We start from the raw sequence: 25903 nt of genomic DNA on the forward strand, positions 1-25903 counted from the left end.
GCGAGTAGCCTCGGAACTATGAACGACACCCCAGGCCAGTCCGGTGCCGGCGACGAGAACCCCTTCAAGGGCACGCCCTTCGAACAGCTCTTCGGCGCCTTCGGCGGTGCGCTCGGCGGCCTGGGCGGAACCCCGGGCGGCGGGCCCGGACCCGGCGGTCTGCCCGACATCTCCGCGCTCCTGGGGCAGCTCCAGGGCATGATGCAGCCCTACGACGGGCCGATCAACTGGGACCACGCCGTGGACACCGCGCGCAAGGTGGTCGCCCAGACGCCCGACCCCTCGCCCACCCAGCGGCAGAAGGACGCCGTCGCCGACGCGATCCGGCTGGCCGACCACTGGCTGGACGAGACCACCGACTTCCCCTCCGGCGTCACCACCGCCAGCGCGTGGAGCCGCGCCGAGTGGATCGTGGAGACCACCCCGGTGTGGAAGAAGCTGGTCGAGCCGATCGCCGGCACTGCCGTGGACTCCCTCGGCAAGGCACTGCCCGAGGAGGCCAGGGCCCTGGCCGGCCCGCTGCTGGGCATGCTGAGCAAGGCCAGCGGCGCGATGGTCGCCGGTCAGGTGGGTCAGGGCGTGGGCGCACTGGCCGGCGAGGTCTGGGGGGCCACGGACGTGGGCATCCCGCTGACCGCCCCCGGGCGCGCCGCCCTGCTGCCGGTCAACGTCACCGCGTTCGCCGAGGGCCTGGGTCTCCAGGCCGAGGACGTGCTGGTCTACCTCGCCCTGCGTGAGGCGGCCCACCACCGGCTCTTCGCCCACGTGCCGTGGCTCGCAGACCACCTGCTCGGCGCGATCACCGACTACGCCCGCGGCCTGGAGATCGACACCTCCGGGATCGAGGAGCAGATCCGCGGCCTGGACCTGAGCAACCCGATGGCGATCCAGGAGGCCCTCCAGGGCGGACTCTTCGACCTGGGCGACTCGCCGAAGCAGAAGGCCGCCCTGGAGCGGCTGGAGATCACCCTGGCGCTCGTGGAGGGCTGGGTCGACGAGGTCGTCGGCCAGGCCACCGAGGGCCGGATGCCCGCCGCAGCGCAGCTGCAGGAGGCCGTACGCCGTCGGCGTGCCGCCGGCGGCCCCGCCGAGCAGACCTTCGCCTCCCTGGTCGGCCTGGAGCTGCGGCCGCGCCGGCTCCGGGACGCCTCGACGCTGTGGGGCTCGCTGCGCACCCGGCAGGGCACCGAGGCCCGCGACGGGGTGTGGATGCACCCGCACCTGCTCCCGACCGCCGCCGACCTGGACGACCCGCTGGGCTTCCGCGAGGGCGCCGTGCCGGTCGAGGAGATCTCCGAGGAGGCCTTCGAGGCCGGCCTGCGCGATCTGCTGGGCGACGACTCCCCCGCCGACTCGGCGGACAAGTCCGGCGACGACTCCCCCACCGACCCGGCGGACGAGTCCGGGGACGACTCCGGCACTCCCCGGGAGTGACCCTCCACAGCGACGCGGCGGCCACGCTGGGCGCCTGGGCGCCGCCTCCGGGAAGCCAGAGTGAGCTGCGGGACCGGTTCCTGGCCCATCTCGCGGCGCGGCCCGACGGCGTCTCCCGCGAGAGCTACCCCGACCACCTCACCGCCGGTGTGCTGGTCCTCTCCCCCGACCTGGACCGGGTGCTGCTCAACCTGCACCGCAAGGCCGGACGGTGGTTCGCCTTCGGCGGGCACTGCGAGCCCGACGACCGGACCCTGGCCGGGGCCGCCCGGCGCGAGGGGCTGGAGGAGTCCGGCCTGCCGGACCTGGAGCTGGACCCGGTGCCGGTGCACCTGGACGAGCACGTCGTCGGGTTCTGCGACCCCCGCGGCGAGGTCCACCACCTCGACGTCCGGTTCACCGCCCTCGCGCCGGCAGGTGCCGCGCACGCGACCAGCGAGGAGTCCCTGGCCGTGCGCTGGTGGCCGGTCGACGCCCTGCCCGAGGGGCTGGAGCAGGAGATGCACGAGCTGGTCGCGGCCGCCCGGTCCCGGTGGACCGAGCACCGGCAGGCGGCTCAGTCGACGTGGCCCTCGCTGCCCGGCGGGTCCACCTCGGCGGCCGCCGACCAGCCCAGCAGGTAGCCGCGGGCGCGCTCGGCGCGCGGGTACCGGTTCACCCAGGCCCAGAAGCTGTCGTCGTGGCCCGGCTCGAGCAGGTGCGCGAGCTCGTGGACGAGGACGTAGTCGACCACCCAGGACGGCATGCCCTGCAGCCGGGTGGAGAGACGGATCGACTTGTCCCCGGGCGTGCACGAGCCCCAGCGCGTCCGCTGGTTGCCGACCCAGCGCACCGACGCGGGCTGGGCCAGCCCGCCGAAGTACTCGTCGTTGAGCTGCGTGGCCCGCGCCATCAGCTGCTCGTCCGAGGGCCGCTTGCGCGCCTCGGAGCGCTCGAGCCGCAGGACCATGTCCTGGACCCACCGCGCCTCGTCCCGCTTGCTCATCGAGGCCGGGATCAGCACCACGATCCGGTCCCCGTCGCGGTACGCCGAGACGGTACGACGGCGCCGGCTGCTGCGTCGTACCTCCACCTGCTCCGTCCCCGTCATGGCGGCACGCTACTGGTTTGCCCAGGCCAGCAGGCGTTCCTGCGGCCACGTGTTGACGATCCGCTCGGCGTCGATGCCCGCCGCCTCGGCGCGCTCGCACCCGTGGTCGAGGAAGTCGAGCTGGCCGGGAGCGTGGGCGTCGCTGTCGATCGAGAACAGGCAGCCGACGTCGCGGGCCAGCTCCAGCAGGGCGGTCGGCGGGTCCCGGCGCTCGGGTCGGCTGTTGATCTCCACCGCGACGTCGTGCTCGGCGCAGGCCTCGAAGACGGCCCGGGCGTCGAAGCTGCTGGAGGGGCGCACGCCGCGGTTGCCGGTGACCAGGCGACCGGTGCAGTGGCCCAGCACGTTCATCGTCGACCCGGTGATCGCCCCGACCATCCGCCGGGTCATCTGGTCGGGGTCCATCTTCAGCTTGGAGTGGACGCTGGCCACCCGCACGTCGAGCCGGGCGAGCATCTCCTCGGTCTGGTCGAGCGACCCGTCGTCGAGGATGTCGACCTCGATCCCCTTGAGCAGGGTGAAGCCGGACCCGGCCAGGTGCTCGTTGACCGCCTCCACGACCTCGAGCTGGCGGGCCAGCCGCTCCGCCGAGAGGCCCCGGGCGACCTTGAGCCGGGGCGAGTGGTCGGTGAGCACGAGGTACTCATGGCCCAGCTCGATCGCGGTGAAGGCCATCTCCTCGATCGGGGAGCCGCCGTCGGACCAGTCGGAGTGGGAGTGCAGGTCCCCGCGGAGCGCGGCGCGCAGGGCCCGCCCACCCGGGACCAGGGGCCCCGCGTGCTCCTCCAGCGCCCGCAGCCTGGCGGGCACCTCACCGCGCCACGCCTCGGCGATCACCGAGGCGGTGCTGGAGCCGATGCCCGGCAGTGTGGTCAGCGTCCCGGCCTCGACGTGCCCGGCCAGCTCCTGCTCGCTCATCGGGAGCAGCGTCGCGGCCGCAGACCGGTACGCCTTCACCTTGTAGGTGTCCTCGCGGGCGCGCTCGAGCAGGAAGGCGATGCGCCGCAGCGCGGCCACCGGCCCGGCGTCGTACCCCGGTGCGCTCACAGGTCTCGTCCTCCACAGGTCGTCGTACGTCGAGTTGGCTGGTCAGCAGGGTGCGCGGGCTCTCGCCCGGGCGTGTCCTGCACAGGATCGTCCCAGCCGGGAAGCGGGTTCTCCACCGTTCCGAGGGGTTTTCCACAGGTTCGTCCACACGGGAGAGGGCACCACGGCCGGTTTGTCCGGTACCCGTCTGTCGATTCCGGTTGACCGGCCCGGCCTGGCCTCCTAGGTTGGGCACAGATGAGGCCCCTCGCCCCATCCACCGGACGTTCGCAAGGGGAAGGCGTGCGTTCGGTGGCGGGCGGGGGGCCTCTTCTTCGTGGCAGCCGCCCGAGGCTCAGCGACCGAGGCTCAGCGACCGAGGAAGTGCGGAGCGCGCTTCTCCTGCACGGCGCGGATCCCCTCCTGCAGGTCGGCCGTGGCCATGGTGACGGGCTGAGCCAGGGCCTCCCACTGCAGGGCGGTCTCCTGGTCGGTGTGCCCGCCGGTCGCGAGGGCGAGCTTGGTCAGCCGGGTGGCGATCGGGGCGGCGGCCGCGATCGACGCGGCACTGGCCAGCGCCGTCTCCAGCAGCTGCTCGCGCTCGGTGATCCGGGAGACCAGGCCGAGCCGCAGCGCCTCGTCGCCCTGGACCAGGCGTCCGGTGAGGAAGAGGTCGCGCGCGGCGGCCAGTCCGACCACCTCGGGCAGGAGCAGCGTGCCGGCCATGCCGGGGTGCAGGCCCAGGGAGGTGAACGGGACGCCCATCTTCGCCCCGGCCGCGGCGTACCGCAGGTCGCAGGCGAGGGCGAGGCACAGGCCGGCGCCGATCGCGGGGCCGTTGATCGCGGCGATCGTCGGTACCTCGAGCCGGCGGATCGTGAGCCAGCTGCGGTAGAAGGGGAGCATCCGGTCACGCAGGCGGTCCACGCCCGCGTCGGGCTCGCTGGCGAGCCAGCCGAGGTCTCCCCCCGAGGAGAAGGCGCTGCCCTCGCCGGTCACGACCACCGCCCGCACCGAGCGGTCGGCCGCTAGCTCATCGATCGCCCCTACCCAGGCCGCGGTCATCTCGTCCGACATCGCGTTGCGCCGGTCGGGGTTGTCCAGGGTCAGCAGGGCCACCCCGTCGGAGGGCCGCTCGAGGCGGAGGTGGGGACCTCGTCGGGCCTGCGTCTCGCTGGCGGAGGCGGGCGCGGCGGGGGCGTCGGGCTGGGTGGCGTCGTCAGGCTCAGGCATGGAGGCAGATTACGGCGGGCGCGACGCGGCTGAGGGCTCCCGGTGTGCCCTGCACGTCGCATTGCCAGGCGTGGCGTATGGTCAAGCACGGTCCGGGGCTCTCGTCCCTGGACCCCGGCGGGCTTCCCTGACTCCCCCGTCGCGACGACCGAGAAATCCCACAGACATAAGGAGGCCGTCATGGCGGAGACCTGGAGCGGCGAGTTCTACTGCGTCAAGTGCAAGGAGAAGCGCGAGGCGGAGGGCGAGGTCAAGGTCAACGACAAGGGGACCCGGATGGCCAAGGCCGTCTGCCCCGAGTGTGGCACCAACCTCAACCGCATCCTCGGCAAGGCGTGACACACGCCCCCACGCGGTGATCGAACGGCGTCGTCCCTCCGGGGACGGCGCCGTTCGCTTTCCCCCTGCCCGGTCCCGGGCCTGTGGAGAGGCGCCGACACGTGCGGCGCAGCGCTGCCAGGCTCGGGGCATGAGCGAGAAACCACCCGAGCCCCGGCTCCGGCTCCGTCGCGGGGTCCCGGTGCTGCGCCGCGCTCAAGGCCGGCTCCAGGTGGGCATGGATCCCGCCCGCCGGCTGCTCCTGCCCGACACCCCGTCGGTGGACGCGTTCCTCTCCGGGCTGACCGCCGGCACCGAGGAGCCGGAGGATCCCGAGCTGCAGGACGTGGTCGCCCGGCTGCGGAGCCGTCGTCTGCTGGTCGACCGGCTCGAGGTGCGGCACCGCCGCCTGGCCCGGGCCGAGACCCGGGTACGCCTGTGGGGCAGCCCGACGGGGCTGTGCCGCGAGGTCGCCCAGCTGCTGCTGGCCCAGGGCCTGACCCTGCTGGCCCCCGGCGACGGCGCTCCGGCGGACGTCACGGTGCTGCTCAGCGTCGGGGAGCCGGCCCGGGACCTGGTCGACGACCTCACCCACCCGGGCGACCCGGTCCTCCTGGTGGCGGTGATCGACGCCCGCGTCCGGCTGGGCCCGTTCGTCCTGCCCGGGGTGACCGCCTGCGTGCGCTGCCTCGACGCGCACCAGGCACTGATGGACCCCGGCGTCCCCGCACCGCCGGACCCGCGACTGCCCCGCGCGGTGGAGGTCTCGGAGCTGCTGCTGCGCGACGTCGCCCTGCGCACCGCGGTCGACGTGGTGGCCTGGGCGGAGGGACGATGCCCGCGCACGTGGTCGGCGACCACCTGGCTCGACGAGGACCTGGTCGAGGAGCACGAGGCCTGGCTCAGGCACCCGCACTGCGGCTGCGGGTGGGACGAGCTGATCGGCGCCGGCTGAGCTCAGAGCCCCGAGAACGCCACCGAGCCGGACGCACGACCTCGGTCGTGGGTCCGGCTCGGCCTCTTGCTGATCGAGGTGCTCACGTGCGAGCCCGGGTGCTCACAGGGCCCGAGCCAGCGCCAGGCGCGCCTGTGCGGCAGCCCGCTCGGCCCGACGGCTCATCCGGCGGGCCACCGCAACTCGGTGCCCGCGCCGCATCTCGTGCGCCTCTCCCAGGCGCACGGCCATATGGGCCCTCGCCAGGTCTTCATACATCTGGTTCATCTCGGTACTTCCGTTCGTCTTGCTGGTACTGGTCGTCTTGCTCGTGCTGGGTTGCTTGCTGCTCATGTGCTTGCTGTCTGCTCCGTGTCCGGCGCCGCCCCTCAGGCGGCCGCCTCGTCCCTCTGGTCCTTGCGCGGTCGGCCCCTCGGTCGTTTGCGCGGGATCACCACGCCCTGCAGGAAGAGCTCGCCGCCCCAGACGCCCCAGGGCTCGCGGCGCTCCAGTGCTCCCTCGAGGCAGGTGGCCCGGACCGGGCACTCCTGACACAGACTCTTGGCGTGTTCCACCTCGCTGGGCGACTCGGCGAACCAGAGCTCAGGGTCCGTCGTCCGGCACGGCGCCGAGGCCGGCGGGGCCAGGGGATGGTCGAGAACGCTGATGGTCATGTGCTGTCACCTCCTCTCACTGCTGACCTGATCGCTGATGGACGGAACGGTCGGGCCGCGGAAAACAGAAAAGCCGCGGATCCCGGTGGGATCCGCGGCCTGGAGGTGCCAGCTGTCGATGACTCAACAGGTAGGCGGTCTCCAGGCACTGGTCCCCCAGATTGCTGCCGGAATGGCGGTGCCAGCGGTCGCAACCGCGTGCGCCGACACCACATCGGCTCCGGCACGCCGCCGGCCGCCGAACGCCACGTCCGCGCAGGCGCGCGCCACGGAGGCGGAATCGACGATGGGCATGCCGAAGGACGGCTTCGGGGCCGTCTTCGCGAGAATGTTGCTGATCATCTGTTTTCCACCTCCTTCGGTGCGTGAGCGTCGGCCGTCTTCGGGCCGCGCGGGGGCTTTTGGTACGAGAAGTAAACTATCCGCCCTCCCCTGTCAGGGGCAATCGGTTTTATGGGTCTTTCTTCTTCGTTCTCCCTGGCAGGGGCTCTCAGGCGAGCAGCGCGCGCAGCTCGTCCCCGTACGCCTCGATCTTCTTGACCCCCACGCCGGCGATCTTGAGCAGGCTCGCGTCGTCGCGGGGACGCTTCTCCGCGATCAGCTGCAAGGTGGCGTCGGTGAACACGACGTACGCCGGCACCTCGTCGCGGCTGGCGCGCTCGCGGCGCCACTCGCGCAGCGCCTCGTAGAGCTCCTCGTCGTAGGAGGCGGGACAGTCAGCGCAGCGGCCCACCTTCTTCTCCGCCGGCGTCGACAGCGGCCGTCCGCACTCGCGGCAGTGCATCCCCCGCCGGGGCTTGCGTGAGCTGCGGGTGCCGCTCGCGGCCGTCTGCTCCTCGGGGCCGACGACGGTGTCCAGGAACCGCGAGCGCTTGCGGGAGGCGCGGCCACCGGGGTTGCGGGCCTGCGCCCAGCTGAGCAGCAGCTCGCGCCGGGCGCGGGTCATCCCGACGTAGAGCAGCCTGCGCTCCTCCTCCACCTCGGCCGGCGTCTGGGCGTGGATGATCGGCAGCGTCCCCTCGACCAGGCCGATCAGCAGCACCACGTCCCACTCCAGCCCCTTGGCGGCGTGCAGGGTGGCCAGCGTGACCCCCTCGGCGACCGGGGCGTGCTGCTCGGAGGCGCGTCGGTCCAGGTCGTCGACGAAGCCACCCAGGTCGGCACCCGGCCGCCGGGCGAACTCCGCCGCCTGGTCGGCCAGCGCCTGCAGCGACTCCCAGCGGTCGCGGGTCTGTCCCCGGGAGCTGGGCGCCTGCGCCGACCAGCCCATCCCGGCCAGTGTCGCCTTGACCACCTCGACCAGGTCCTCGCCCGCGCCCGCCGACTCGCCCGCGCGGGCTGTGCCACGCAGGAGGGTGACCGCCTGGCGCACCTCGGCGCGGTCGAAGAAGCGGGCCGCGCCGCGGACGACGTAGGGCACGCCCCGCGCTGCCAGCGCGTCCTCGAACGCCTCGGACTGGGCGTTGATCCGCATGAGGACGGCGATCTCCCGCGCCGGCGTGCCCTCGGCCATCACCCGCACCACCTCCTCGGCCGCGGCGGCGGCCTCGGCCACCTCGTCGGGGTGGCTGGTGACCCGCACCGCCGGGCCGGCCGGTCGCTGGGGCACCAGCTGGACCCCGCTGCTGACCGTCCCGGCCAGCAGGGCGTTGGCCGCGCCCACGACCTGGGGGCTTGAGCGGTAGTTGCGCACCAGGTCGACCGAGGTCGCCTGCGGGAACCGGGTGCCGAAGTCGCGCAGGTAGCGCGCGTCGGCGCCCGCGAAGGAGTAGATGGTCTGCGCGGGGTCGCCCACCACGCAGATCTCCTCGCGACCACCGAGCCACAGCTCGAGCAGGGCGTACTGCAGGGGGCTGACGTCCTGGAACTCGTCGACCACGAACCACTTGTACTGGCGGCGGACCTCGGCGGCGACCCGTTCGTCCTCGGCGAGCATCCCGGCGTTGAGCAGCAGGACGTCCTCCATGTCCATCCGGCCCTGGCCGCGCTTGACCTCCTCGTAGGCCTCGTAGACGTGGGCCACGGTCTCCGGGGGCAGGTCACCGACCGCCCGGCCCCGACGCGGGGCGACGCGGGGGTAGTCCTCGGCCGAGACGTTGCTGACCTTGGCCCACTCGACCTCCGAGGCGAGGTCGCGCAGCAGCGCCTGGTCCGGCGCGAGCCGCTGCCGCCGCGCGGCGGTGGCCATCAGGCCCAGCTTGGACTCCACCAGGGTCGGCAGCTCGCGTCCGTGCACCCGCGGCCAGAAGAACCGCAGCTGCCGCAGCGCCGCGGAGTGGAAGGTCCGCGCCTGGACGCCTCCAGCCCCCAGCAGCCGCAGCCGGCCGCGCATCTCGCCGGCCGCCCGGGTGGTGAAGGTGACCGCGAGGACCTCCGTCGGCACGTAGATGCCGGTGGCCACGCCGTAGGCGATCCGGTGGGTGACCGCACGCGTCTTGCCCGTGCCCGCACCGGCCAGCACCCGGACGGGACCACGCAGCGCCTCTGCCACCCGTCGCTGCTCGGGATCGAGGGCGGCGAGCAGGTCCTCGGGAGTCGGCACGCGGGAACATCTCCTGGAGTGGGAGGGTTGGGACTGGCACGAGCCTAGACGCCCCCGGGGACAGCCTCGGAGGGCCCGTCCGGGCCTGTGGAGAAGACGGAAGAACCCACGACGTCACGTGACGTCGACGAACAGGAGCAGACCAGCCATGAGCGCAGCGACCGCCACGTTGACCATGTACAGCACCCCCTGGTGCGGCTACTGCCACCGCCTGCGCAGCCAGCTCGACCGCGAGGGGATCGGCTACGAGGTGGTCGACATCGAGCAGGTGCCCGAGGCCGCCGCGATCGTGGAACAGGTCAACGGCGGCAACCAGACCGTGCCCACGCTCGTGTACGCCGACGGCTCGGCGCAGACCAACCCGTCGCTGGCCCAGGTGAAGGCAAAGCTCGCCGAGCTCGGCTGACCCCTCGCCGAGCGGGCTGGCCCCGCGTCGGGCCGGCCGTCACCAGCCGGACGGCAGCGGCTCGCCGTACCAGAGCTCCAGCAGCGAGGACGAGATGGAGACCGAGCCGGGGACCCGCACCTCCCCGGACGCCATCCCCTCGCGCAGCTCCTCGCGGGTGAACCAGCGGGCGTCCTCGATCTCGGCGCCGTCCACGTCGATCTTGGTGGTCAGGGCGCGGGCCAGAAACCCCACCATCAGGCTGGCGGGCAACGGCCAGGGCTGGCTCCCGACGTAGGAGACCTCACCCACCTCGACGCCGACCTCCTCGGCGACCTCGCGCCGTACGGCGTCCTCCAGGGTCTCCCCCGGCTCGCAGAAGCCCGCGAGCGTCGACCAGCGCCCCTGCGGCCACGACGCCTGACGGCCCAGCAGCAGGCGCTCCTGGTCGCTGCCGGGCTCTCCGTGGCTGACCGCCATGATCACCGCCGGGTCGGTGCGCGGGAACTGCGCTCGTCCGCACGCCGTGCACCGCAGCTCGTGGCCCGCCGAGCGGACCTCCAGGGTCCCGCCGCACCGAGGGCAGAAGCGGGTCGAACGGTGCCACTCCGCCAGCCCCACGGCGTGGAAGAGCCACGGCACCTCGCCCGGTCCCCGGTCCCCGGCCGCCAGTCCGGCGACCAGCTCTCGCGCCCCCAGCCAGCCGTCCTCGTCGCGACGCGGCTCCCCGAGGACGGCGAACCGGGTCACTCCGTCACGGCGGCCGAGCAGGACCCGCACCCCGTCGGGGGCCTCGTCGGGGGCGACCCAGGCCAGTCCGTCCTCCGCGGCGCGGACCCGGGCGCCGGCGAGCACCAGCACCCGAGTCTCGGATGAGCCCCACTCGCGCTCCAGCCAGGCCTCGTCGGTCCGGTGCAGCGCCTCCCGGTTGTGCGCGCGGGCGGAGAGGGCGACGTGCGGAAGCTCACGAGGTGCCATCCGCCGAGGATAGTGCGCGACCGCCGGGCAGCCGGTGTACCGAGGCCACCGACCCGTCAGGACGGCAGGACCAGGCGCTCCAGCTCCGCACGACCCGGAAGGCCCTCGGGCTCCACCGTCCTGCCCGTGCGTACGTAGTGGAAGATCGCCCGCACCGACTCCACCGGGACCCCGCGCACCTCGGCCCACGCGAGCCGGTAGATCGCCAGCTGGAGGGGGTCCGCGGTCTCGGCCCGGTTCGTCTTCCAGTCGACCACGAGGTAGCCGCCGTCCGGCTCCCGGTAGACCGCGTCGATCCGGCCGCGCACCACCTGGCCCGCCAGGACCAGCGCGAACGGCTCCTCCACCACGTAGGGAGCCCGCTCCGCGAACGGCCCCGCCTCGAACCGCTCGATCACCTCGCGCAGGTCGTCCCGGTCGTCGATGCCGGCGTCTGCGCGACCGGGCAGGTCGTCGAAGTCGAGCAGCTGCTGCTGGCCGAACCGGGCCTCGACCCAGGCGTGGAAGGCGGTGCCGAACCGTGCCTGGGGAGCCGGCGGGCGGGGCATCGGGCGGGCGAGCTCGCGGGCGAACCCCCGCGGGTCGTCGCGCAGCCTGGCCACCGCGGTCGCGGAGAGGCTGCGCGGCATCGGCACCTCCACGCCGGTGGCCCGCTCCGCCCGGGCCTCGGCGAGCAGCTGGCCCAGGTCGGCGTCCCAGTCGGCGACCCGCGCCGCCTCGATCATGTCCAGCCCCTCGTCCGGAGCGGTCGGGTCGACGCTGCGGACGAGCTCGGCGGCGACGAGACGTCGTTCCGTCTCGCGGCCCAGACCGGTGGAGGGCCAGGCGCGGACCGAGTCGACCTGGTCGTTGGGGTTGGGCGTCCCACGCTCGGGCTTCTCCAGCCAGCGCTCGACCGGCACGGACGCTGCCTCCAGGTGCTCGCGGACGGAGCGCTGGTAGTCCGAGGGCCCGAACGGGGTGGCGCGCTGGCCCCAGCAGTGCGAGGTGACGGCCAGGTGGTGGGCGGCACGGGTGAACGCGACGTACCCCAGGCGCAGCTCCTCCTCCGCGTCGTGCGCCTTGGTCCGCGCCCGGAAGTCGTCCAGGGCGGCCTTGTCCCAACCCTCCAGCTGCGGTTGGTCGGGCGCGTCCCCGCGCAGCGGTGCGGGGAGCACGGCCGGGGAGGAGGTCCACAAGGTCCGCGACCGGTTGGAGGGGAACCGGGTCTCGCAGACACCCACGCAGAAGACCGAGGACCACTCGAGGCCCTTGGAGCGGTGCACGGTCAGCAGCTTGACCGAGTCCGCCGCGGTGGGGGTGGCGATGTCCAGGCCGTTGCCCTGCTCGTCCTCGGCGGTGAGGTAGGCCAATAGCGCCGGCAGGGTCACGTCGCCGTCGACGGACTGGAAGTCCGCGACCGCCTTGACGAAGAGGTCGACGTTGTCGCGCCGGGCGGTGGCGGACTCCGAGACGGCCGAGGCGAGCTCGACGTCGACACCCGTCACGTCGATGATCCGGCGGACCACGTCGAGCAACGGGTCGCCCACGTAGGCGCGCAGCCGCCGCAGCTCCGCGGAGAGCAGGCCGAACCGCTCGAGGGCCTCCGGGGAGTAGGCGGCCTCCCCCGGCGAGAGCAGCGCGTCGCCCAGCGCCGGCAGCTCAGAGGGGTCCACCCCGTCCGCGATGCCGAGCAGCTGGTCGGCGATCGTCGACACCTCGCGCCGCCCGCGGGCCCCCGAGAGCTCCCCGGCGCGCTCGGCCAGCAGCCGCAGGTCCCGTGGACCGATCGCCCACCGCGGGCCGGTGAGCAGCGTCAGGAGCGCCGGGTTGGCCGTCACGTCGTGGAGCAGGGTCAGGGTGGCGACGATCTCGGCCACCTCGGGCAGCCGGAGCAGTCCGGCGAGGCCGACGATCTCGACCGGGACGCCGGCGCCGGTCAGGGCGTCGTAGACCTGCTCGGCGGTGCTGTTGTCCCGGCTCAGGACACCGACCTCCGACCACGGGGTGCCCCCCTCGTGCACCTCCTGGACCGCCTCGACCAGCCACGCGAGCTCGTCGACGGCACGGTCGAAGACATGGGTCTCCACGCGCCCCGGCCCCGAGCTCTCGGCCGGGCGGAGCTTGGCGACCTTGTCGCCGTACTGCTCCAGGAGCGGCGCCGCCAGCCGATTGGCCACGCCGAGGATCTCGGAGTCCGAGCGCCGGTTGATGGTGAGCTGCAGCCGCATCGGCTGCCCGTCGGCGGAGGGGAAGGTCTCGTCGAAGTTGAGGATGTTGGAGACCGAGGCGCCCCGCCAGCCGTAGATGGCCTGGTTGGGGTCGCCGACCGCCATCACCGGGTGTCCCAGGCCGGCCTCCGGCGTGGGCCCGGAGAAGAGCCGGGAGAGCATCGTGGCCTGCGCCACGGAGGTGTCCTGGTACTCGTCGAGGAGCACCACCTTGAACCGGGCGCGCTCGACCTCCCCCACCTCGGGCTGCTCCTGCACCAGCCGCGCCGCCCAGGCGATCTGGTCGCCGAAGTCCATCAGACCCAGGTCGCGCTTGAGCCGCCGGTAGCCCTCGACCAGCGCCAACAGCTCCTGGCGCCGGTCGATCGCGTAGATCGCCTTGCCCGGGCCCTCCAGGTAGGTCTTGCGGTTCTTGCCGGCCGCCTCGGCGGCCTGTGCCCGCTCGAAGCCCACCCGCGCCTCGGCGTCGAACCGGCGGACGGTCTCCGCGTCGACCAGGTGCTCGCTCATCGCCCCGTCCAGGGCGAGCAGGTTCTGGATGGCGGTCGGCGGGTGGTCGGTCAGGTGCTCGACCGCGCCGGTGAACCGCTCGACCACGCGGGCGCCGAGCTGGTAGCGGGCGGCGTCGTTGACGATCCGGGTGTCGGGCTCGTGCCCGATGCGCAGCCCGTGGTCGTCGAGCAGGGTGGAGGCGTAGGCGTTGTACGTCGCGATGGTCGGCTCCAGCACCTCCTCGTCGTCCTCGGGGTCCCGGCCCGTGGGCACGCTGTCGTCGAGCAGGCCCGCCGCGGTCAGCGCGCTCCGCACCCGCTGGCGCAGCTCGGCGGCCGCCTTGGTGGTGAAGGTCAGCCCGAGCACCTCCTCGGGACGCACCTGCCCGGTGGCCACCAGGTAGACGACGCGCTGGGCCATCAACGTCGTCTTCCCGCTGCCCGCACCGGCCACGACCACCGCGGGGCGCAGCGGGGCGGTGATGGCGGCCCACTGCTCGCTGCTGGGCGGGTGCCCGCCCATCAGGGCCTGCAGGTCCTCGGGACTGTCCAGCCGGACCGGCTCCCGGGGGGCGGCCGACCTGCCGGACCCGGTCGTGCTGGTCGTGGTCGTGGTGGTCGTGGTCACTGGAGGATCACCGATCCTGCGCTGCGGGTGGGACAGATGGACACGAAGGGGCAGGTCCGGCAGTGCTCGCCCGGGGTCGCCGGGAAGGACTCGGCCCGCACGTGCGAGGCGGCCGCGGCCAGGCTCTGGCGCAGGGCCGCCCGGTGGGGGCCGTCGTCCGGGTGCGCCGGCTGCGGCTGCACCTTGGCCCGGGGACCGCCGTCGACCAGCCCCAGCTGCACCAGCTCGGCGCCGGCCGAGCGCACCTCGTCGCCGGCCAGCTCCGAGACCGCGCCGGCGTCGACGGCGTACTGGTAGAGGGCGAGCTGCAGGTTGCCCTCCACCGAGCGGCCGCTCGGCGCGTTGCGCCCGGTCTTGAGGTCGACCACGACGACCCCGCCCTCGGAGTCGAGCTCGATCCGGTCGGCGAAGCCGGTCAGGGTGACCCGGTCACCCTCGACCTCCACGTCGGCACGGAAGGGCACCTCGGTGCCGAGCAGCTTGCGGTCGTTGGACCCGTGCCAGGCGACGAACCGCTCCAGGGCGGCCCGCACGCGGTCCCACTCCCGCTTGCGCGACCACGGCGTACGGAAGGAGAGCCGCTCCCAGACCGCGTCGACCTCGGCCATCAGCTTGTCGACGTCGGGCGGCAGCTCGTCGCGCGCCACCCGCTCGGCCAGGGCGTGCACGATCTGGCCGAGGTTGGCCGACTGGTGGGAGACCGAGGATCCGCCGGCCTCGCGCTCGAAGAACCAGCGCGCAGGGCAGACCTGCATGCTCTCCAGCATGCTCGCCGAGATCGGCACCGGCCCCTGGGGGTCTCGCACGGGACGCACCGAGCGCGAGGCCGCGCGGGTGCCCCACCAGGTCGAGGGGTCCGCGGCAGGCACCAGGGGACGGTCGCCGGCGGACTCCGCTGCGAGACGTGCGAGCCGGCGGGCCGCGGCTTCACGCAGCGGGAGGGACTGGTCGGGATCGGCGGCGACCCGGCGCAGCTCGGCGACGAGCCCGCCCAGCGAGAGCGGGCGGGCCGGGCGTCCCTCGGAGTGCCGGGGTTCCGGGCCGAGCTCGGTCAGGAAGCGCGAGGGCTGCTCGCCCTCCTCGTCGGAGGAGCGGACCGCGGTGACCACCAGCCGGCGTCGCGCCCGGGTGCAGGCGACGTAGAAGAGGCGTCGCTCCTCCATCAGCAGCGCGCGGGAGGTGAGCGGCGGGACGAGCTCGCCCACCCCGGGTGACGAGGACCCGATCCGGTCGGCGCCGAGCAGGGTGGAGCGGCGGCGCAGGTCCGGCCAGCCGTCCTCCTGCAGGTGGGCGACGACGACCAGCTCCCACTCCAGGCCCTTGGACCGGTGCGCGGTCAGCAGCCGCACGGCGGCCCCCCGCACACCCCGGTCGGCCAGGGTGTCGGCCGGGATCTCCTGGGCGACCAGGGCCGCGAGGAAGTCGGCGATCCCGGTGTGGTCGCGCTGCTCCTCGGCCCGCGCGGCCAGCTCGAAGAGCGCGCAGACCGAGTCGAGGTCACGATGGGCCCGGCGGGCTCCCGGCCCGCCGGCGTCGACCGCGCGTCGCAGCCGCTCGGGCCACGAGGTTCCGGACCACAGGTGCCACAGCACCTGCTCGGCGCTGGCCCGCGCCGCGACCAGCGCGGCGCCCGCGTGCAGGAGCCCCGAGAGCGCCCGGGCCCGCTGTGCCTCGGGCCCCTCGAGCCCGTCGAGGAACCCGTCCTGGACCAGGCTCAGCCGGAGCAGCTCCCGGGAGGTGCGAGGCTGCGCGTCGCCGGTCTTGTCCCGGGCGCGCAGCAGCCGGACCAGGACGCGCAGGTCGCCGGCGTCCAGCCCGGCCAGTGGCGAGAGCAGCAGGGACTCCACCCGCCCCGGGTCCAGGTACCCGGACGACTGGGGGTCGTCGTTGTCCAGGTTGAGCACGGCCCGGAGCGCGTCGAGCACCGGGCGGATCGCCGGGTCGCGCACCAGGGGGAGCTCGTCGGCGGCGACCTCGACGGGGACGCCCGCGGCCCCGAGCGAGCGCCGCAGCGACGGGATCGAGGCGCGGCCGGAGCGGACGAGCACCGCCATGTCGTCCCACGGGACTCCGTCCTCCAGGTGCGCGCGGCGCAGCAGGTCGGCCAGGTGCTCGGCCTCGGCACGCTCGCTGTCGAAGGTGAGCACCTCCACCTTGCCGTCGCCGTGCGGCCCTGCCACCGCCTCGGGGTGCAGGAACTCCTCCCGGGCGCGGGCGTCGATGCTGCCCGCGAGGGGGAGCCGCTCGGCGACCCGGCGGGAGGCCCGCAGCAGCCGCGGCCCGAACCGGCGGGTGCGGCGCAGCACCACCACCGGCGCCCGCTCCCCCGTCCGGGTGGGGAACTGCGCGGGGAAGTCGAGGATGCCGCGCACGTCCGCGCCGCGGAAGCCGTAGATCGACTGGTGCGGGTCTCCCACCGCCACCAGGTCGCGACCGTCGCCGGCCAGCGCGCGCAGCAGCGCGACCTGGCCCGGATCGGTGTCCTGGTACTCGTCGACGAAGACGTGGGAGAACCGGGCCCGCAGCTCGTCGCGGTGGGCCTCGACCTCGATCACCGCGCGCCGGATCAGGTCGGCGTGGTCGGTGGCCCCCAGGTTGTCCAGGATGGTCAGGTACTGGTCCAGGAAGAGCCCGGAGGCCACGAGCTCGGGCAGCCGGTGCTCCTCCCCGAGCGCGCGCAGGGCCGGCCCGTCGAGCCCCTTCTCCCGGGCTCGGGAGAGCACCCCGTGCACCTCGCGGGCGAACCCGCGGGTCCCGAGCGCGTGCTGCAGAGAGCGCGGCCACGCCACCGACTCGGGGTTGTCGGCCAGCAGCTCGCGGAGCACCACGTCGGACTCGGGCGCGGAGAGCAGGCGCAGCGGGGCGTCGTACAGCTCCTGGGGGCTGTAGGTGCGGATCAGGGAGAGCGCGAAGGAGTGGAACGTCGAGCAGAGCGCCGCCGAGGTGGTCCGGGCGACCCGCGCGGTCACCCGGTCGCGCAGCTGCTCGGCGGCCTTGCGGGAGAAGGTGAGCGCCAGCACCGACGAGGGGTCGGCCCCGCGCACCTCGATCCGGTCGGCGATCGCCTCGACCATCGTGGTCGTCTTCCCGGTGCCGGGGCCCGCCAGCACCAGCAGGGGGCCGCCGGGGTGGTCGACCACGCGCTGCTGGTGCTCGTCGAGCACGGGCACCGCGGGAGCACCCTCGGGACGCCCCAGGGTGTACGTCGTACGGGGTGGCGCGCTGCTCATGGGAACCACTCAACCATCGTCCGCCGACACCGCCGCGCCGACGCCACGGGGTCGGCGGAGGATCAGGCGTCCGGCGCCCGGTCGTTGTAGACGCCCGCCTCCGGCTGGCCGCTGAGCCGAGCGACCTCGGCCATCACCGCGTCCGTGACCTGCCGGCGGGCCCGGCCCACGGGCACCCCCTCGTCGGCGCCGCGGAAGTCCATCGGCGGCCCGAACCGCACCGAGATCCGGGCCAGCCGGGGCACCCGGGAGCCGACGGGCTGGATCTGCTCGGTGCCGCGGAGCCCGACCGGCACCACCGGCACCCCCGCGGTGAGCGCGAGGTGGGCGACCCCGGTGCGGCCGCGGTAGAGGCGTCCGTCGCGGCTGCGGGTGCCCTCGGGGTAGATGCCGAAGGCCTCCCCGCGGCGCAGGACCGCCAGCGCGGTGTCCAGGCTGTCGATCGCGGCGCGGGAGTCGTCGCGGTCGACCGGGAGCATGCCGAGCGCCTCGAACCAGGCCCGGCTGACCGCGCCCTTGAGCCCGGTGCCCTCGAAGTAGTCCGACTTGGCCAGGAAGACCACCCGGCGCGGCACGACGCACGGGATGACCACGCTGTCGACGAAGCTGAGGTGGTTGCTGGCCAGGATCACTCCCCCGCTGGCCGGCACGTGCTCCAGACCGGAGACCTCCGGCCGCCACAGCGCCCGGGCGACCGGTGGCACGACACGATGCAGGGCGGAGTAGAGCATGGGCGCATTGTGCCGCGCGCCACGAACGGATCGTGGCGCCGGGCCTGCGCCCGGCGCCACGATGTCGATCAGCTTCTGCTCGGCTGCTGTTGCTCGGTGCTCAGTACGACGGCTGGCTCGGGTCGATCTGGTTGACCCAGGCGACCACGCCGCCACCGACGTGGACCGCGTCGCCGTAACCGGCGCCCTTGACCACGGCCAGCACCTCGGCCGAGCGCACTCCCGACTTGCAGTGCAGCACGACCTGCTTGTCCCCACCGGTCAGCTCGGGCAGCTGCTCGAGCGCCTTGCCGTTGAGGAACTCGCCCTTGGGGATCAGCACCGAGCCCGGGATCTTGTTGATCTCGAACTCGTTGGGCTCGCGGACGTCGATCAGCACGAAGTCCCGGGCGCCTTCCTCGCGCTCCTTGAGCATGCCCTCGAGGGTGCTGACCGAGATGGTCGAGCCGGCGGCCGCGTCGGCGGCCTCCTCGGAGACCGCGCCGCAGAAGGCGTCGTAGTCGATCAGGCCGGAGACCGTCGGGTTCTCCCCGCAGAGCGCGCAGTTCGGGTCCTTGCGGACCTTCAGCTTGCGGTACTCCATCTCCAGGGCGTCGTAGATCATCAGCTTGCCGACCAGCGGGTCGCCGATGCCGGTGAGCAGCTTGATCGCCTCGTTGACCTGGATCGAGCCGATCGAGGCGCAGAGCACGCCCAGCACGCCGCCCTCGGCGCAGGAGGGGACCATGCCCGGCGGCGGCGGCTCGGGGTAGAGGCAGCGGTAGCAGGGGGCGTCGTCGGCGAGCGTCGGCGCGAAGACCGAGGCCTGGCCGTCGAAGCGGTAGATGGAGCCCCAGACGTAGGGGATCTTCAGAAAGTACGCCGCGTCGTTGACCATGTAGCGGGTCGCGAAGTTGTCGGTGCCGTCGACGATCAGGTCGTAGCCCTCGAAGACGGAGAAGACGTTGTCGTTGTCGAGCCGCTCCTCGTGCAGCACGACGTTGACCAGCGGGTTGACCTCGAGGATCGACTCCTTGGCCGAGACGGCCTTGGACCTGCCCACGTCGGACTGGCCGTGGATGACCTGGCGCTGGAGGTTCGACTCGTCGACCTCGTCGAACTCGGCGATGCCCAGGGTGCCGACGCCGGCGGCGGCCAGGTAGAGCAGCGCCGGGGAGCCGAGGCCGCCGGCGCCGATGACCAGCACCTTCGCGTTCTTGAGCCGCTTCTGGCCGGTCATGCCGACGTCCGGGATGATCAGGTGCCGGCTGTAGCGCCGCACCTCCTCGGTGGTCAGCTCGGCGGCGGGCTCCACGAGCGCGGGGAAGGACACGACATCTCCTGCGGGGTCTACGGATCTGGGGGCACCGGGCACAACGCCGAGGCCTGCTGCTCTGTTCCCATGGTCCGTCGCCCGGCCGGGCCGTCCGATCCCGGTCCCGACATCCGGACGGCACTACAGTGGGAGCCCTACCTGCCGGTAGTACCTAAGAAAGCGGACGGCGACAACTCGGGACCCGCCGACGCCCGGCACGCTCCGGAGCGGGATAGGCTGCGCCGCAAGAGACGGAGGAGCCTGGTGAGCACAGAGAACCACGACCTGGAGGGACGGCCTCGGGGTGCGAGGATGCCGCGGCGCGAGCGCCGCGCGCAGCTCCTCGACTCGGCCCTGGAGGTCTTCGTCGCCCACGGGTACCACGCCGCGGCGATGGACGACATCGCGGAGCGCGCCGGCGTCTCCAAGCCGGTGCTGTACCAGCACTTCCCCGGCAAGCTCGAGCTCTACATGGCGCTGCTGGACGACTCCTGCAACGCCATCACCGAGAGCATCCGCGCAGCCCTGGCCTCCACGCAGGACAACAAGCAGCGGGTCGCGGACGCGATCGCCGCCTTCTACTCCTACGTGGCCCAGGAGACCGGGGCGTTCCGGCTGGTCTTCGAGTCCGACCTGACCAACGACGCCGCGGTCCGGGAACGGGTCGAGCGGGTCACCGAGGACGCCGCGGCCAGCATCGCCGTGGTGATCCAGCAGGACACCGGGCTGCCGATGCGGGCGTGCATGCTGCTCGCCGTCGCCCTGGTCGGAATGGGACAGGTCAGCGCACGGTTCTGGCTCTCGGACACGGCCAACGGCGGGTCCGGTGACGCCATCAGCCAGAAGGACGCCGCCGCCCTCGTGGCTGCGCTCGGCTGGCGCGGCATCGGCGGCTACCCCAAGGAACAGTGAGGCTGCGCGGCCGCGCACCCACCGACATACGACAGAAGGAGGCCTCGATGGAGGTCAAGATCGGCATCCAGCACGCCCCCCGCGAGATCGTCATCGACGTGGACCTGAGCCAGGACGAGGTGGAGAAGCTGGTGAACGACGCGCTGGGCAACAACTCCTCGCTCGCCCTCACCGACGCCAAGGGCCGGCGCGTGCTGGTCCCCGGCGACCACATCGCCTACGTCGAGCTGGGTGGCGGGGTCACCGGGACCGTCGGCTTCCGCTGACCCTGGGACCGACCCGTTCGGGAACGACCCCGACCGACTGACCGGCCGTCCGGCGCCTCGCGCCCGGGCGGCCGGGCTCGTCTCCGGGGCACCCCGCCGCCCGTTGGGACCAGCGGCCGGACCTCAGGAGTCGAGCCCGAGCTCCTCCATCCGAGCCGCGTGCCGCTCGGTCAGCCGGCTGAACATCCGGCCGATGGCCGCCAGGTCGAGGCCGGGACGGTCGATCCCGCCCGCGAGCAGGGCCGTCATCGCGTCCCGCTCGGCGGCGACCCGCTGCCCCTGGATCAACGCCTCCCCCATCAGCCTGCGTCCCCACAGGGCCAGCCGCCCGCCGAGGCGCGGGTCCTCGGCGATGCCCGTGCGCACCCGCTCGACCACGAACTCGGAGTGACCGGTGTCGGCCAGCGCGTCGTTGATCAGGTCCCGGGTCGAGCTGTCCAGGTAGACAGCGATCTCGCGGTAGAAGTCGGCGGCCAGCCCGTCGCCCACGTAGGCCTTGATCAGTCCCTCGTACCAGTCCGACGGCGCGGTGTGGGCGTGGAACTCGTCGATGGCCCGGCGGAACGGGGCCATCGCCTCGAACGGGTCGGCACCCAGCTCGACCAGCCGCTCGCGCAACGGCGTCAGGTGGGCGAACTCGGCGGCCGCCATGGCCGAGAGGGCGACCTTGTCGGCCATCGAGGGGGCGAGCTTGGCGTCCTCGGCCAGGCGCTCGAAGGCGGAGAGCTCGCCGTACGCGATCGCCCCGAGCAGGTCGACCACGGCCTCGCGGTACTCGGTGTCGGCGAAGGCGTCGACCTCCGGGCCGACGGACCCCTGGTCCGGGCGTCCCGCCAACGATTCAGTCATGCCGTCACCCTACCGATACACTCGAGCACAACTGCGTACGCCCGAGTACGCGTGGGCGCGGTCCAGTGCCGCAGCCCAGCATGTGCGCGGCAGACCGCTACGTCGAGTCCGCCGCTGGTGCAACGAACTGCGACGAAAGCGAAATACGTGACCACCTTCCGTGAGCTCGGGGTCCTGCCCGAGATCTGCGACGCGCTCGAGCGCGCCGGCATCACCACCCCCTTCGCCATCCAGGAGATGACCCTCTCGGTCGCCCTGATGGGCACCGACCTGATCGGCCAGGCCCGCACGGGCACCGGCAAGACCCTCGCCTTCGGCATCCCGGTGCTGCAGCGCAGCGTCGCGCCCAGCGACCCCGCCTACGCCGAGCTCCCCCAGGGCAAGCCGCAGGCGCTGATCGTGGCGCCGACCCGCGAGCTCGCGCTCCAGGTCTCCAACGACCTGCACCTGGCCAGCAAGGACGTCGGCCTGCGGGTCCTGACGGTCTACGGCGGGGTCGGCTACGACACCCAGCTGGAGGCGCTGGAGTCCGGCGTCGACATCGTCGTCGGTACGCCGGGCCGCCTGATCGACCTGGCCAACCGCCGGGCGCTGGACCTCTCGCACGTGCACGCCCTGGTCCTCGACGAGGCCGACGAGATGCTCGACCTGGGCTTCCTGCCCGACGTCGAGCGCCTGCTGGCGATGACGCCGGAGACCCGGCAGACCATGCTCTTCTCGGCGACCATGCCGTCGGCCATCGTCTCCCTGGCCCGCACCCACATGCGCCACCCGATGAACATCCGCGCCGAGTCCTCCTACGACACCACGATGGTGCCGGCGACCGCGCAGTTCATCTACCAGGCGCACGACCTGGACAAGCCCGAGATCATCGGGCGGGTCCTGCAGGCCGAGGACGCCGACAAGATCATCGTCTTCACCCGCACCAAGCGACAGGCCCAGCGGGTTGCCGACGACCTGGCCGAGCGCGGCTTCGCCGCCAGCCCGCTGCACGGCGACATGGCCCAGGTCGCCCGCGAGAAGGCGCTGGCCAAGTTCCGCGAGAACAAGATCCGGGTCCTGGTCGCCACCGACGTCGCGGCCCGCGGCATCGACGTCGCCGGCGTCTCCCACGTCATCAACTACACCTGCCCCGAGGACGACAAGACCTACGTGCACCGGATCGGCCGCACCGGCCGGGCCGGCGCCACGGGCACCGCGATCACGTTCGTGGACTGGGCGGACCTGCACCGGTGGAAGATGATCAACAAGGCACTGGACCTGCCGTTCGACAACCCGCAGGAGACCTACTCCACCTCGGAGCACCTGTTCACCGACCAGGGCATCGCGCCCGGCACCAAGGGTCGCATCGTCGACCCGGCGCCGGTCGAGCGCAAGCCCCGCGAGGGCGGGCGCGACGGCGGCCGGAGCCGCGACAAGGACCGCGAGCGCGCGCCGCGCCGCGACCGCAGCCGCAGCCGGACCCGCAACGGGCGCCCGGTCGAGGGCGACTCCGCCGAGTCGGCGGCCCAGGCTCCGGCGTCGGCCGAGCGGTCCACCACCGACCGCCCGGGCGAGGGCGACGAGAACCGTCCCAGCCGCACCCGCCGACGCCGCCGGCGCAGCGGTGGCTCGGGCGAGGGCGCCCAGGGCGGCGACGCCGCGGGCTCCGCTCCCGCGGCCAGCAGCGCCGAGTGACGACCGCCTGACTCAGGCCGCGTCGACGCCTTCCAGGCCGGTGATCCCCGCGGGGGTCACCGGCCTGCGCGCGTCACCAGGTTCTTCGCCACCTCGCGGTAGGCCCGTGCGCCCTTGCTGGTGCGTGAGGTCGACAGGATCGAGCGTCCCGCGGCCGGGGCCTCGGCGAACTTGATCGTCTTCGGGATCGGCGGCTCGATCACGTCCAGGTCGTAGGTCTCCGAGATCGTCTCCAGCACCGTCCGCGCGTGCGTGGTGCGGCCGTCGTACATGGTGGGCAGCACCCCCCAGACCGTGAGCGACCGGTTGGTGAACCGGCGCACGTCGTGCACGGTGTCCAGGAGCTGGCCCACCCCGCGGTGCGAGAGCGTCTCGCACTGCAGGGGCACCACCACGCCGTCGGCGGCGGTCAGCGCGGCCACGGTCAGCACCCCCAGCGAGGGCGGGCAGTCCAGCAGCACCCAGTCGTAGACCGTGCCCTGCTCGGCGAGGTCCTCCAGCATCGAGCGGATGACGTGCTCGCGGCCCGTCCGGGTCAGCAGGTCGGCCTCGGCGCGGGCCAGCTCGATGGTGGCCGGCAGCAGGTCGGGTCCGTCCGAGGTCGTCACGATCACCTCGCGCGCGTCGATCCCCTTCGTGAGCACGTGATGGACCGACAGGTCCAGGTCCTCGGGGTCGAGCCCCAGGGAGAAGGTCAGGCAGGCCTGCGGGTCCAGGTCGACCAGGAGGACCGACTGGCCCTCCTCGACGAGCGCGGCGCCGATCGAGGCGACGGAGGTGGTCTTGGCCACCCCGCCCTTCTGGTTCGCGACGGCAAGTGTCGTGGTCATGGACCGATCATGACCGACTGTGCTTGCCCGTGGGGGCGCGACACCTCAATGCTGGGCACATGACCTCCTCGACCGCGCTGGTCACCGGCGCCACCGCCGGCATCGGCCGCTCCTTCGCCCACCAGCTGGCCGCCTCCGGCCACGACCTCGTCCTGGTCGCCCGCGACCGGGTCCGTCTCGAGCACGAGGCCGCCGAGCTGCACGACCGGTACGGCGTCGCCGTCGAGGTGCTGCCCGCCGACCTGGCCGACCGCGAGCAGCTCGCGACCGTGGAGGCCCGGGTCGCGGACCGCGGCCGCCCGGTCGACCTGCTGGTCAACAACGCCGGCTTCGGCCTCAAGGGCCGCTTCCTCGACAACCCGGTCGAGGCCGAGCAGGCGATGCTCGACGTGCTGGTGACCGCGGTGATGCGGCTCAGCCACGCCGCGCTGGGCGCGATGGCCGAGCGCGGGCACGGCGGCCTGGTCAACGTCTCCAGCGTGGCGGCGTTCCTGCCCCGCGGCACCTACTCGGCGGCCAAGGGATGGGTCAACCAGTTCGGTGAGTGGGCCGCCGCGGAGTACCGCCCGCAGGGGGTGGTGGTAACGACCCTGTGCCCCGGCTTCACCAGGACCGAGTTCCACGAGCGGATGGACGTGGGTCGCGACTCCGCGCCCGAGTTCCTGTGGCTCGACGCCGACGCCCTGGTCCGGCAGGCGCTGGAGGACCACGCCCGCGGCAAGGTGCTCTCCATCCCCGGCGTGCAGTACAAGGCGGTCGCCGCGGTCAGCCGGTTCGTGCCGCTCCGGCTCCTCCAGCCCCTGCAGGCGCTGGGCCGCCGCTGAGGCTGCGCCTGAGACTGGGCCCGGGCTCGGCGGGTCGGATCAGCGCGGGACGAGCGCCCAGTAGTCCAGGTCGAGCAGGACGCCCTCGGCGTACTTCTTGTCCTCGCGGCGCAGCGTCATCGACTCGTCACGTCCGCGCGTGGCGACCAGCCGCAGGCGCAGCGCGCCCACCCCCGGCGCCAGGTCGTCGGCCTTGTCCAGCACCTCGGACCACGCGTGCACCGTGTCCCCGGCGAACGCCGGCGCCACGTGCGAGCCCGCGTTGATCGCGGCGATCAGCTGGGCGTTCGCGAGGCCGTTGAAGGACAGGGCCCGCGCCAGCGAGATGATGTGCCCGCCGTAGACCAGCCGCTTGCCGTCGGGGCGGGCCTGGGTGTTGAAGTGCACCTTGGCGGTGTTCTGCCACAGCCGGGTCGCCATCATGTGCTCGGCGTCGGTCAGGGTGACCCCGTCGACGTGGTCGATCTTCTCGCCCACCTCGTAGTCGCCCAGGCGGTGCGGCTCGCCCGCCGCGGCGGCGTCGTACTGCGTGAAGTCCAGGCCGGCGGGCACCACCAGGGCGCCGGGCTCGACCACGGCGGCCAGCTCGGGCACGACGGTCTCCGGGGCCGGCGCCTCGGCGTCTCGCTTGTGCACCATCACCCAGCGCGCCCAGTCGAGCGCGGTCTCGCCGCGCTGGTTGGTGGCGGTCGAGCGCACCCAGACCACCCCGGTGCGGCCGTTGGAGTTCTCCTTCAGCCCGATCACCTCCGAGCGCGTCCGCAGCGTGTCGCCCGGCACCACCGGCAGGTGGAACCGGCACTCGGCGTAGCCCAGGTTGGCCACCGCGTTGAGCGAGACGTCCGGCACGGTCTTGCCGAACGCCACGTGGAAGCCGATCAGCTCCTCCACCGGGTGCGCCGACAGCCCGACCGAGGCGGCGAACTCGGCCGAGGACGGCAGCGCGAACCGGCTGGGGTAGATCGCCCCGTAGAGCGCGCGGTCACCCTCGGTGATCGTGCGCGGGGTGGCGTGCTCGATCACCTGACCGAGGGTGAAGTCCTCGAAGAAGTTGCCGGGGTTGGTCTTGCTGTGGCTCATGGGGCGTATCCTGCCGCATCCGCCCCACCTGTTCGGCGGCCGCCCATCCTTCGGCCGAGGCTCAGGCGCCCCCGCCGCCGGCCTTGCGCCGGTGCATCTTCGGCGCGGCACCGCCGGACACCTCGGGCCCGTGCGCCTTCTCGTGCACCGGTCCGTCCTGGTGCACGCCCTTCTCGGCCGAGCCCTTGCGCTCCAGCGCCTCGCGCATCTTCGCCTTGAGGTCGTCGTTCGGCATCTGCGACTCCGTTCCGTCGGGCACGGCGTGGT

Annotated in this window: 24 protein-coding genes; 9 read left to right on the top strand and 15 right to left on the bottom strand. The window is 73.3% G+C overall.

From position 1 onward, the window contains the following. Positions 1 to 18: 18 nt before the first annotated feature. Both H8838_RS13530 and H8838_RS13535 read left to right on the top strand, forming a co-directional pair. Positions 19 to 1434, top strand: a complete 1416-nt coding sequence (locus H8838_RS13530; RefSeq protein ID WP_181312377.1) for a zinc-dependent metalloprotease — start codon at positions 19 to 21, stop codon at positions 1432 to 1434. Continuing rightward, positions 1431 to 2057 (top strand): NUDIX hydrolase, encoded by a 627-nt coding sequence (locus tag H8838_RS13535; protein ID WP_185995745.1) that lies wholly within the window; start codon positions 1431 to 1433, stop codon positions 2055 to 2057. Before H8838_RS13530 ends, H8838_RS13535 begins: the two co-directional genes overlap by 4 nt. Here H8838_RS13535 and H8838_RS13540 read toward each other — a convergent pair. The 3 genes from H8838_RS13540 to H8838_RS13550 form a co-directional block, all read right to left on the bottom strand. After that, positions 1991 to 2524, bottom strand: a complete 534-nt coding sequence (locus H8838_RS13540; RefSeq protein WP_181312375.1) for a M48 metallopeptidase family protein — start codon at positions 2522 to 2524, stop codon at positions 1991 to 1993. The two genes, H8838_RS13535 and H8838_RS13540, sit on opposite strands and share 67 nt — an antisense overlap. Positions 2525 to 2533: 9 nt before the next feature. Then, entirely contained in the window at positions 2534 to 3571 is a 1038-nt protein-coding gene (locus H8838_RS13545; protein WP_181312374.1) for a PHP domain-containing protein, read from the bottom strand. Positions 3572 to 3919: 348 nt separating this feature from the next. Continuing rightward, the gene (locus tag H8838_RS13550) at positions 3920 to 4783 is read right to left on the bottom strand and encodes an enoyl-CoA hydratase/isomerase family protein (protein WP_185995744.1); all 864 of its coding nucleotides are present in this window, start codon (positions 4781 to 4783) and stop codon (positions 3920 to 3922) included. A 180-nt stretch (positions 4784 to 4963) separates the two neighbouring features. Here H8838_RS13550 and H8838_RS13555 point away from each other — a divergent pair, with 180 nt between their 5' ends. Together H8838_RS13555 and H8838_RS13560 are read left to right on the top strand one after the other, a co-directional pair. Further along, positions 4964 to 5122, top strand: a complete 159-nt coding sequence (locus H8838_RS13555; RefSeq protein WP_181312372.1) for a DUF5679 domain-containing protein — start codon at positions 4964 to 4966, stop codon at positions 5120 to 5122. A 130-nt stretch (positions 5123 to 5252) separates the two neighbouring features. Further along, a complete protein-coding gene (locus tag H8838_RS13560; RefSeq protein ID WP_185995743.1) occupies positions 5253 to 6056 on the top strand; it encodes a hypothetical protein in 804 nt (267 codons plus the stop codon). A gap of 102 nt (positions 6057 to 6158) precedes the next feature. Here H8838_RS13560 and H8838_RS13565 read toward each other — a convergent pair whose 3' ends face one another. The 3 genes from H8838_RS13565 to H8838_RS13575 form a co-directional block, all read right to left on the bottom strand. Beyond that, on the bottom strand, positions 6159 to 6389 hold the full coding sequence (locus H8838_RS13565; RefSeq protein ID WP_181312370.1) for a hypothetical protein: 231 nt from the start codon (positions 6387 to 6389) through the stop codon (positions 6159 to 6161). Between the two features lie 35 nt (positions 6390 to 6424). After that, positions 6425 to 6709: a WhiB family transcriptional regulator gene (locus H8838_RS13570; protein ID WP_181312369.1), complete on the bottom strand. Its 285-nt coding sequence runs from the start codon at positions 6707 to 6709 to the stop codon at positions 6425 to 6427. Positions 6710 to 7199: 490 nt separating this feature from the next. Then, the gene (locus H8838_RS13575; RefSeq protein ID WP_185995742.1) at positions 7200 to 9251 is read right to left on the bottom strand and encodes an ATP-dependent DNA helicase UvrD2; all 2052 of its coding nucleotides are present in this window, start codon (positions 9249 to 9251) and stop codon (positions 7200 to 7202) included. 148 nt (positions 9252 to 9399) lie between these two features. Between H8838_RS13575 and H8838_RS13580 the strand changes: the two genes are divergently transcribed. Continuing rightward, a complete protein-coding gene (locus H8838_RS13580; RefSeq protein WP_219924385.1) occupies positions 9400 to 9657 on the top strand; it encodes a mycoredoxin in 258 nt (85 codons plus the stop codon). A 39-nt stretch (positions 9658 to 9696) separates the two neighbouring features. On the opposite strand, the gene nudC is transcribed toward H8838_RS13580, so the two are convergent. From nudC to moeZ, 5 genes are all read right to left on the bottom strand, one after another. Next, positions 9697 to 10614 (bottom strand): NAD(+) diphosphatase, encoded by a 918-nt coding sequence (nudC, locus tag H8838_RS13585; RefSeq protein WP_185995741.1) that lies wholly within the window; start codon positions 10612 to 10614, stop codon positions 9697 to 9699. Positions 10615 to 10670: 56 nt separating this feature from the next. Beyond that, positions 10671 to 13943, bottom strand: a complete 3273-nt coding sequence (locus H8838_RS13590; protein ID WP_224766131.1) for an ATP-dependent helicase — start codon at positions 13941 to 13943, stop codon at positions 10671 to 10673. Continuing rightward, positions 13940 to 17173, bottom strand: coding sequence for an ATP-dependent helicase (locus tag H8838_RS13595; protein WP_185995740.1), 3234 nt, complete (start codon positions 17171 to 17173; stop codon positions 13940 to 13942). Before H8838_RS13595 ends, H8838_RS13590 begins: the two co-directional genes overlap by 4 nt. Positions 17174 to 17235: 62 nt before the next feature. Next, entirely contained in the window at positions 17236 to 17904 is a 669-nt protein-coding gene (locus H8838_RS13600) for a lysophospholipid acyltransferase family protein (protein WP_181312364.1), read from the bottom strand. Positions 17905 to 18004: 100 nt separating this feature from the next. Then, on the bottom strand, positions 18005 to 19216 hold the full coding sequence (moeZ, locus tag H8838_RS13605) for an adenylyltransferase/sulfurtransferase MoeZ (RefSeq protein WP_181312363.1): 1212 nt from the start codon (positions 19214 to 19216) through the stop codon (positions 18005 to 18007). Positions 19217 to 19462: 246 nt separating this feature from the next. Between moeZ and H8838_RS13610 the strand changes: the two genes are divergently transcribed. Both H8838_RS13610 and H8838_RS13615 read left to right on the top strand, forming a co-directional pair. After that, positions 19463 to 20110 carry a TetR/AcrR family transcriptional regulator gene (locus H8838_RS13610; protein WP_224766132.1) on the top strand — a complete coding sequence of 216 codons (648 nt, stop codon included), beginning with the start codon at positions 19463 to 19465 and terminating at the stop codon, positions 20108 to 20110. A gap of 47 nt (positions 20111 to 20157) precedes the next feature. Further along, positions 20158 to 20376: a DUF3107 domain-containing protein gene (locus H8838_RS13615; protein ID WP_181312362.1), complete on the top strand. Its 219-nt coding sequence runs from the start codon at positions 20158 to 20160 to the stop codon at positions 20374 to 20376. 123 nt (positions 20377 to 20499) lie between these two features. On the opposite strand, the gene H8838_RS13620 is transcribed toward H8838_RS13615, so the two are convergent. Continuing rightward, positions 20500 to 21225: a ferritin-like fold-containing protein gene (locus tag H8838_RS13620; protein ID WP_181312361.1), complete on the bottom strand. Its 726-nt coding sequence runs from the start codon at positions 21223 to 21225 to the stop codon at positions 20500 to 20502. A gap of 147 nt (positions 21226 to 21372) precedes the next feature. Between H8838_RS13620 and H8838_RS13625 the strand changes: the two genes are divergently transcribed. Then, the gene (locus tag H8838_RS13625) at positions 21373 to 22902 is read left to right on the top strand and encodes a DEAD/DEAH box helicase (RefSeq protein WP_185995739.1); all 1530 of its coding nucleotides are present in this window, start codon (positions 21373 to 21375) and stop codon (positions 22900 to 22902) included. Between the two features lie 56 nt (positions 22903 to 22958). On the opposite strand, the gene H8838_RS13630 is transcribed toward H8838_RS13625, so the two are convergent. After that, positions 22959 to 23732: a ParA family protein gene (locus H8838_RS13630; protein ID WP_181312359.1), complete on the bottom strand. Its 774-nt coding sequence runs from the start codon at positions 23730 to 23732 to the stop codon at positions 22959 to 22961. Between the two features lie 59 nt (positions 23733 to 23791). On the opposite strand from H8838_RS13630, the gene H8838_RS13635 reads away from it, so the two are divergent. Next, the gene (locus tag H8838_RS13635) at positions 23792 to 24556 is read left to right on the top strand and encodes an SDR family NAD(P)-dependent oxidoreductase (protein WP_185995738.1); all 765 of its coding nucleotides are present in this window, start codon (positions 23792 to 23794) and stop codon (positions 24554 to 24556) included. A gap of 39 nt (positions 24557 to 24595) precedes the next feature. Here H8838_RS13635 and H8838_RS13640 read toward each other — a convergent pair whose 3' ends face one another. Next, positions 24596 to 25636, bottom strand: coding sequence for a MaoC family dehydratase (locus H8838_RS13640; RefSeq protein WP_185995737.1), 1041 nt, complete (start codon positions 25634 to 25636; stop codon positions 24596 to 24598). A 61-nt stretch (positions 25637 to 25697) separates the two neighbouring features. Then, positions 25698 to 25871: a DUF5302 domain-containing protein gene (locus tag H8838_RS13645; protein ID WP_181312356.1), complete on the bottom strand. Its 174-nt coding sequence runs from the start codon at positions 25869 to 25871 to the stop codon at positions 25698 to 25700. Positions 25872 to 25903: the final 32 nt, after the last annotated feature.

The organism is Nocardioides campestrisoli (genome assembly GCF_013624435.2).
Lineage (GTDB): Bacteria > Actinomycetota > Actinomycetes > Propionibacteriales > Nocardioidaceae > Nocardioides > Nocardioides campestrisoli.

Excerpts from the sequence above, each read along its gene's own strand:
- H8838_RS13600 (WP_181312364.1), bottom strand. The coding sequence starts at position 17,904 with ATGCTCTACTCCGCCCTGCATCGTGTCGTGCCACCGGTCGCCCGGGCG.
- H8838_RS13630 (WP_181312359.1), bottom strand. The coding sequence starts at position 23,732 with ATGACCACGACACTTGCCGTCGCGAACCAGAAGGGCGGGGTGGCCAAG.
- H8838_RS13530 (WP_181312377.1), top strand. The coding sequence starts at position 19 with ATGAACGACACCCCAGGCCAGTCCGGTGCCGGCGACGAGAACCCCTTC.
- H8838_RS13620 (WP_181312361.1), bottom strand. The coding sequence starts at position 21,225 with ATGACTGAATCGTTGGCGGGACGCCCGGACCAGGGGTCCGTCGGCCCG.
- H8838_RS13635 (WP_185995738.1), top strand. The coding sequence starts at position 23,792 with ATGACCTCCTCGACCGCGCTGGTCACCGGCGCCACCGCCGGCATCGGC.
- H8838_RS13540 (WP_181312375.1), bottom strand. The coding sequence starts at position 2,524 with ATGACGGGGACGGAGCAGGTGGAGGTACGACGCAGCAGCCGGCGCCGT.
- H8838_RS13615 (WP_181312362.1), top strand. The coding sequence starts at position 20,158 with ATGGAGGTCAAGATCGGCATCCAGCACGCCCCCCGCGAGATCGTCATC.
- H8838_RS13565 (WP_181312370.1), bottom strand. The coding sequence starts at position 6,389 with ATGAGCAGCAAGCAACCCAGCACGAGCAAGACGACCAGTACCAGCAAG.
- nudC (WP_185995741.1), bottom strand. The coding sequence starts at position 10,614 with ATGGCACCTCGTGAGCTTCCGCACGTCGCCCTCTCCGCCCGCGCGCAC.
- H8838_RS13560 (WP_185995743.1), top strand. The coding sequence starts at position 5,253 with ATGAGCGAGAAACCACCCGAGCCCCGGCTCCGGCTCCGTCGCGGGGTC.
- H8838_RS13580 (WP_219924385.1), top strand. The coding sequence starts at position 9,400 with ATGAGCGCAGCGACCGCCACGTTGACCATGTACAGCACCCCCTGGTGC.
- H8838_RS13595 (WP_185995740.1), bottom strand. The coding sequence starts at position 17,173 with ATGAGCAGCGCGCCACCCCGTACGACGTACACCCTGGGGCGTCCCGAG.
- H8838_RS13640 (WP_185995737.1), bottom strand. The coding sequence starts at position 25,636 with ATGAGCCACAGCAAGACCAACCCCGGCAACTTCTTCGAGGACTTCACC.
- H8838_RS13550 (WP_185995744.1), bottom strand. The coding sequence starts at position 4,783 with ATGCCTGAGCCTGACGACGCCACCCAGCCCGACGCCCCCGCCGCGCCC.
- H8838_RS13555 (WP_181312372.1), top strand. The coding sequence starts at position 4,964 with ATGGCGGAGACCTGGAGCGGCGAGTTCTACTGCGTCAAGTGCAAGGAG.
- H8838_RS13570 (WP_181312369.1), bottom strand. The coding sequence starts at position 6,709 with ATGACCATCAGCGTTCTCGACCATCCCCTGGCCCCGCCGGCCTCGGCG.
- H8838_RS13645 (WP_181312356.1), bottom strand. The coding sequence starts at position 25,871 with ATGCCGAACGACGACCTCAAGGCGAAGATGCGCGAGGCGCTGGAGCGC.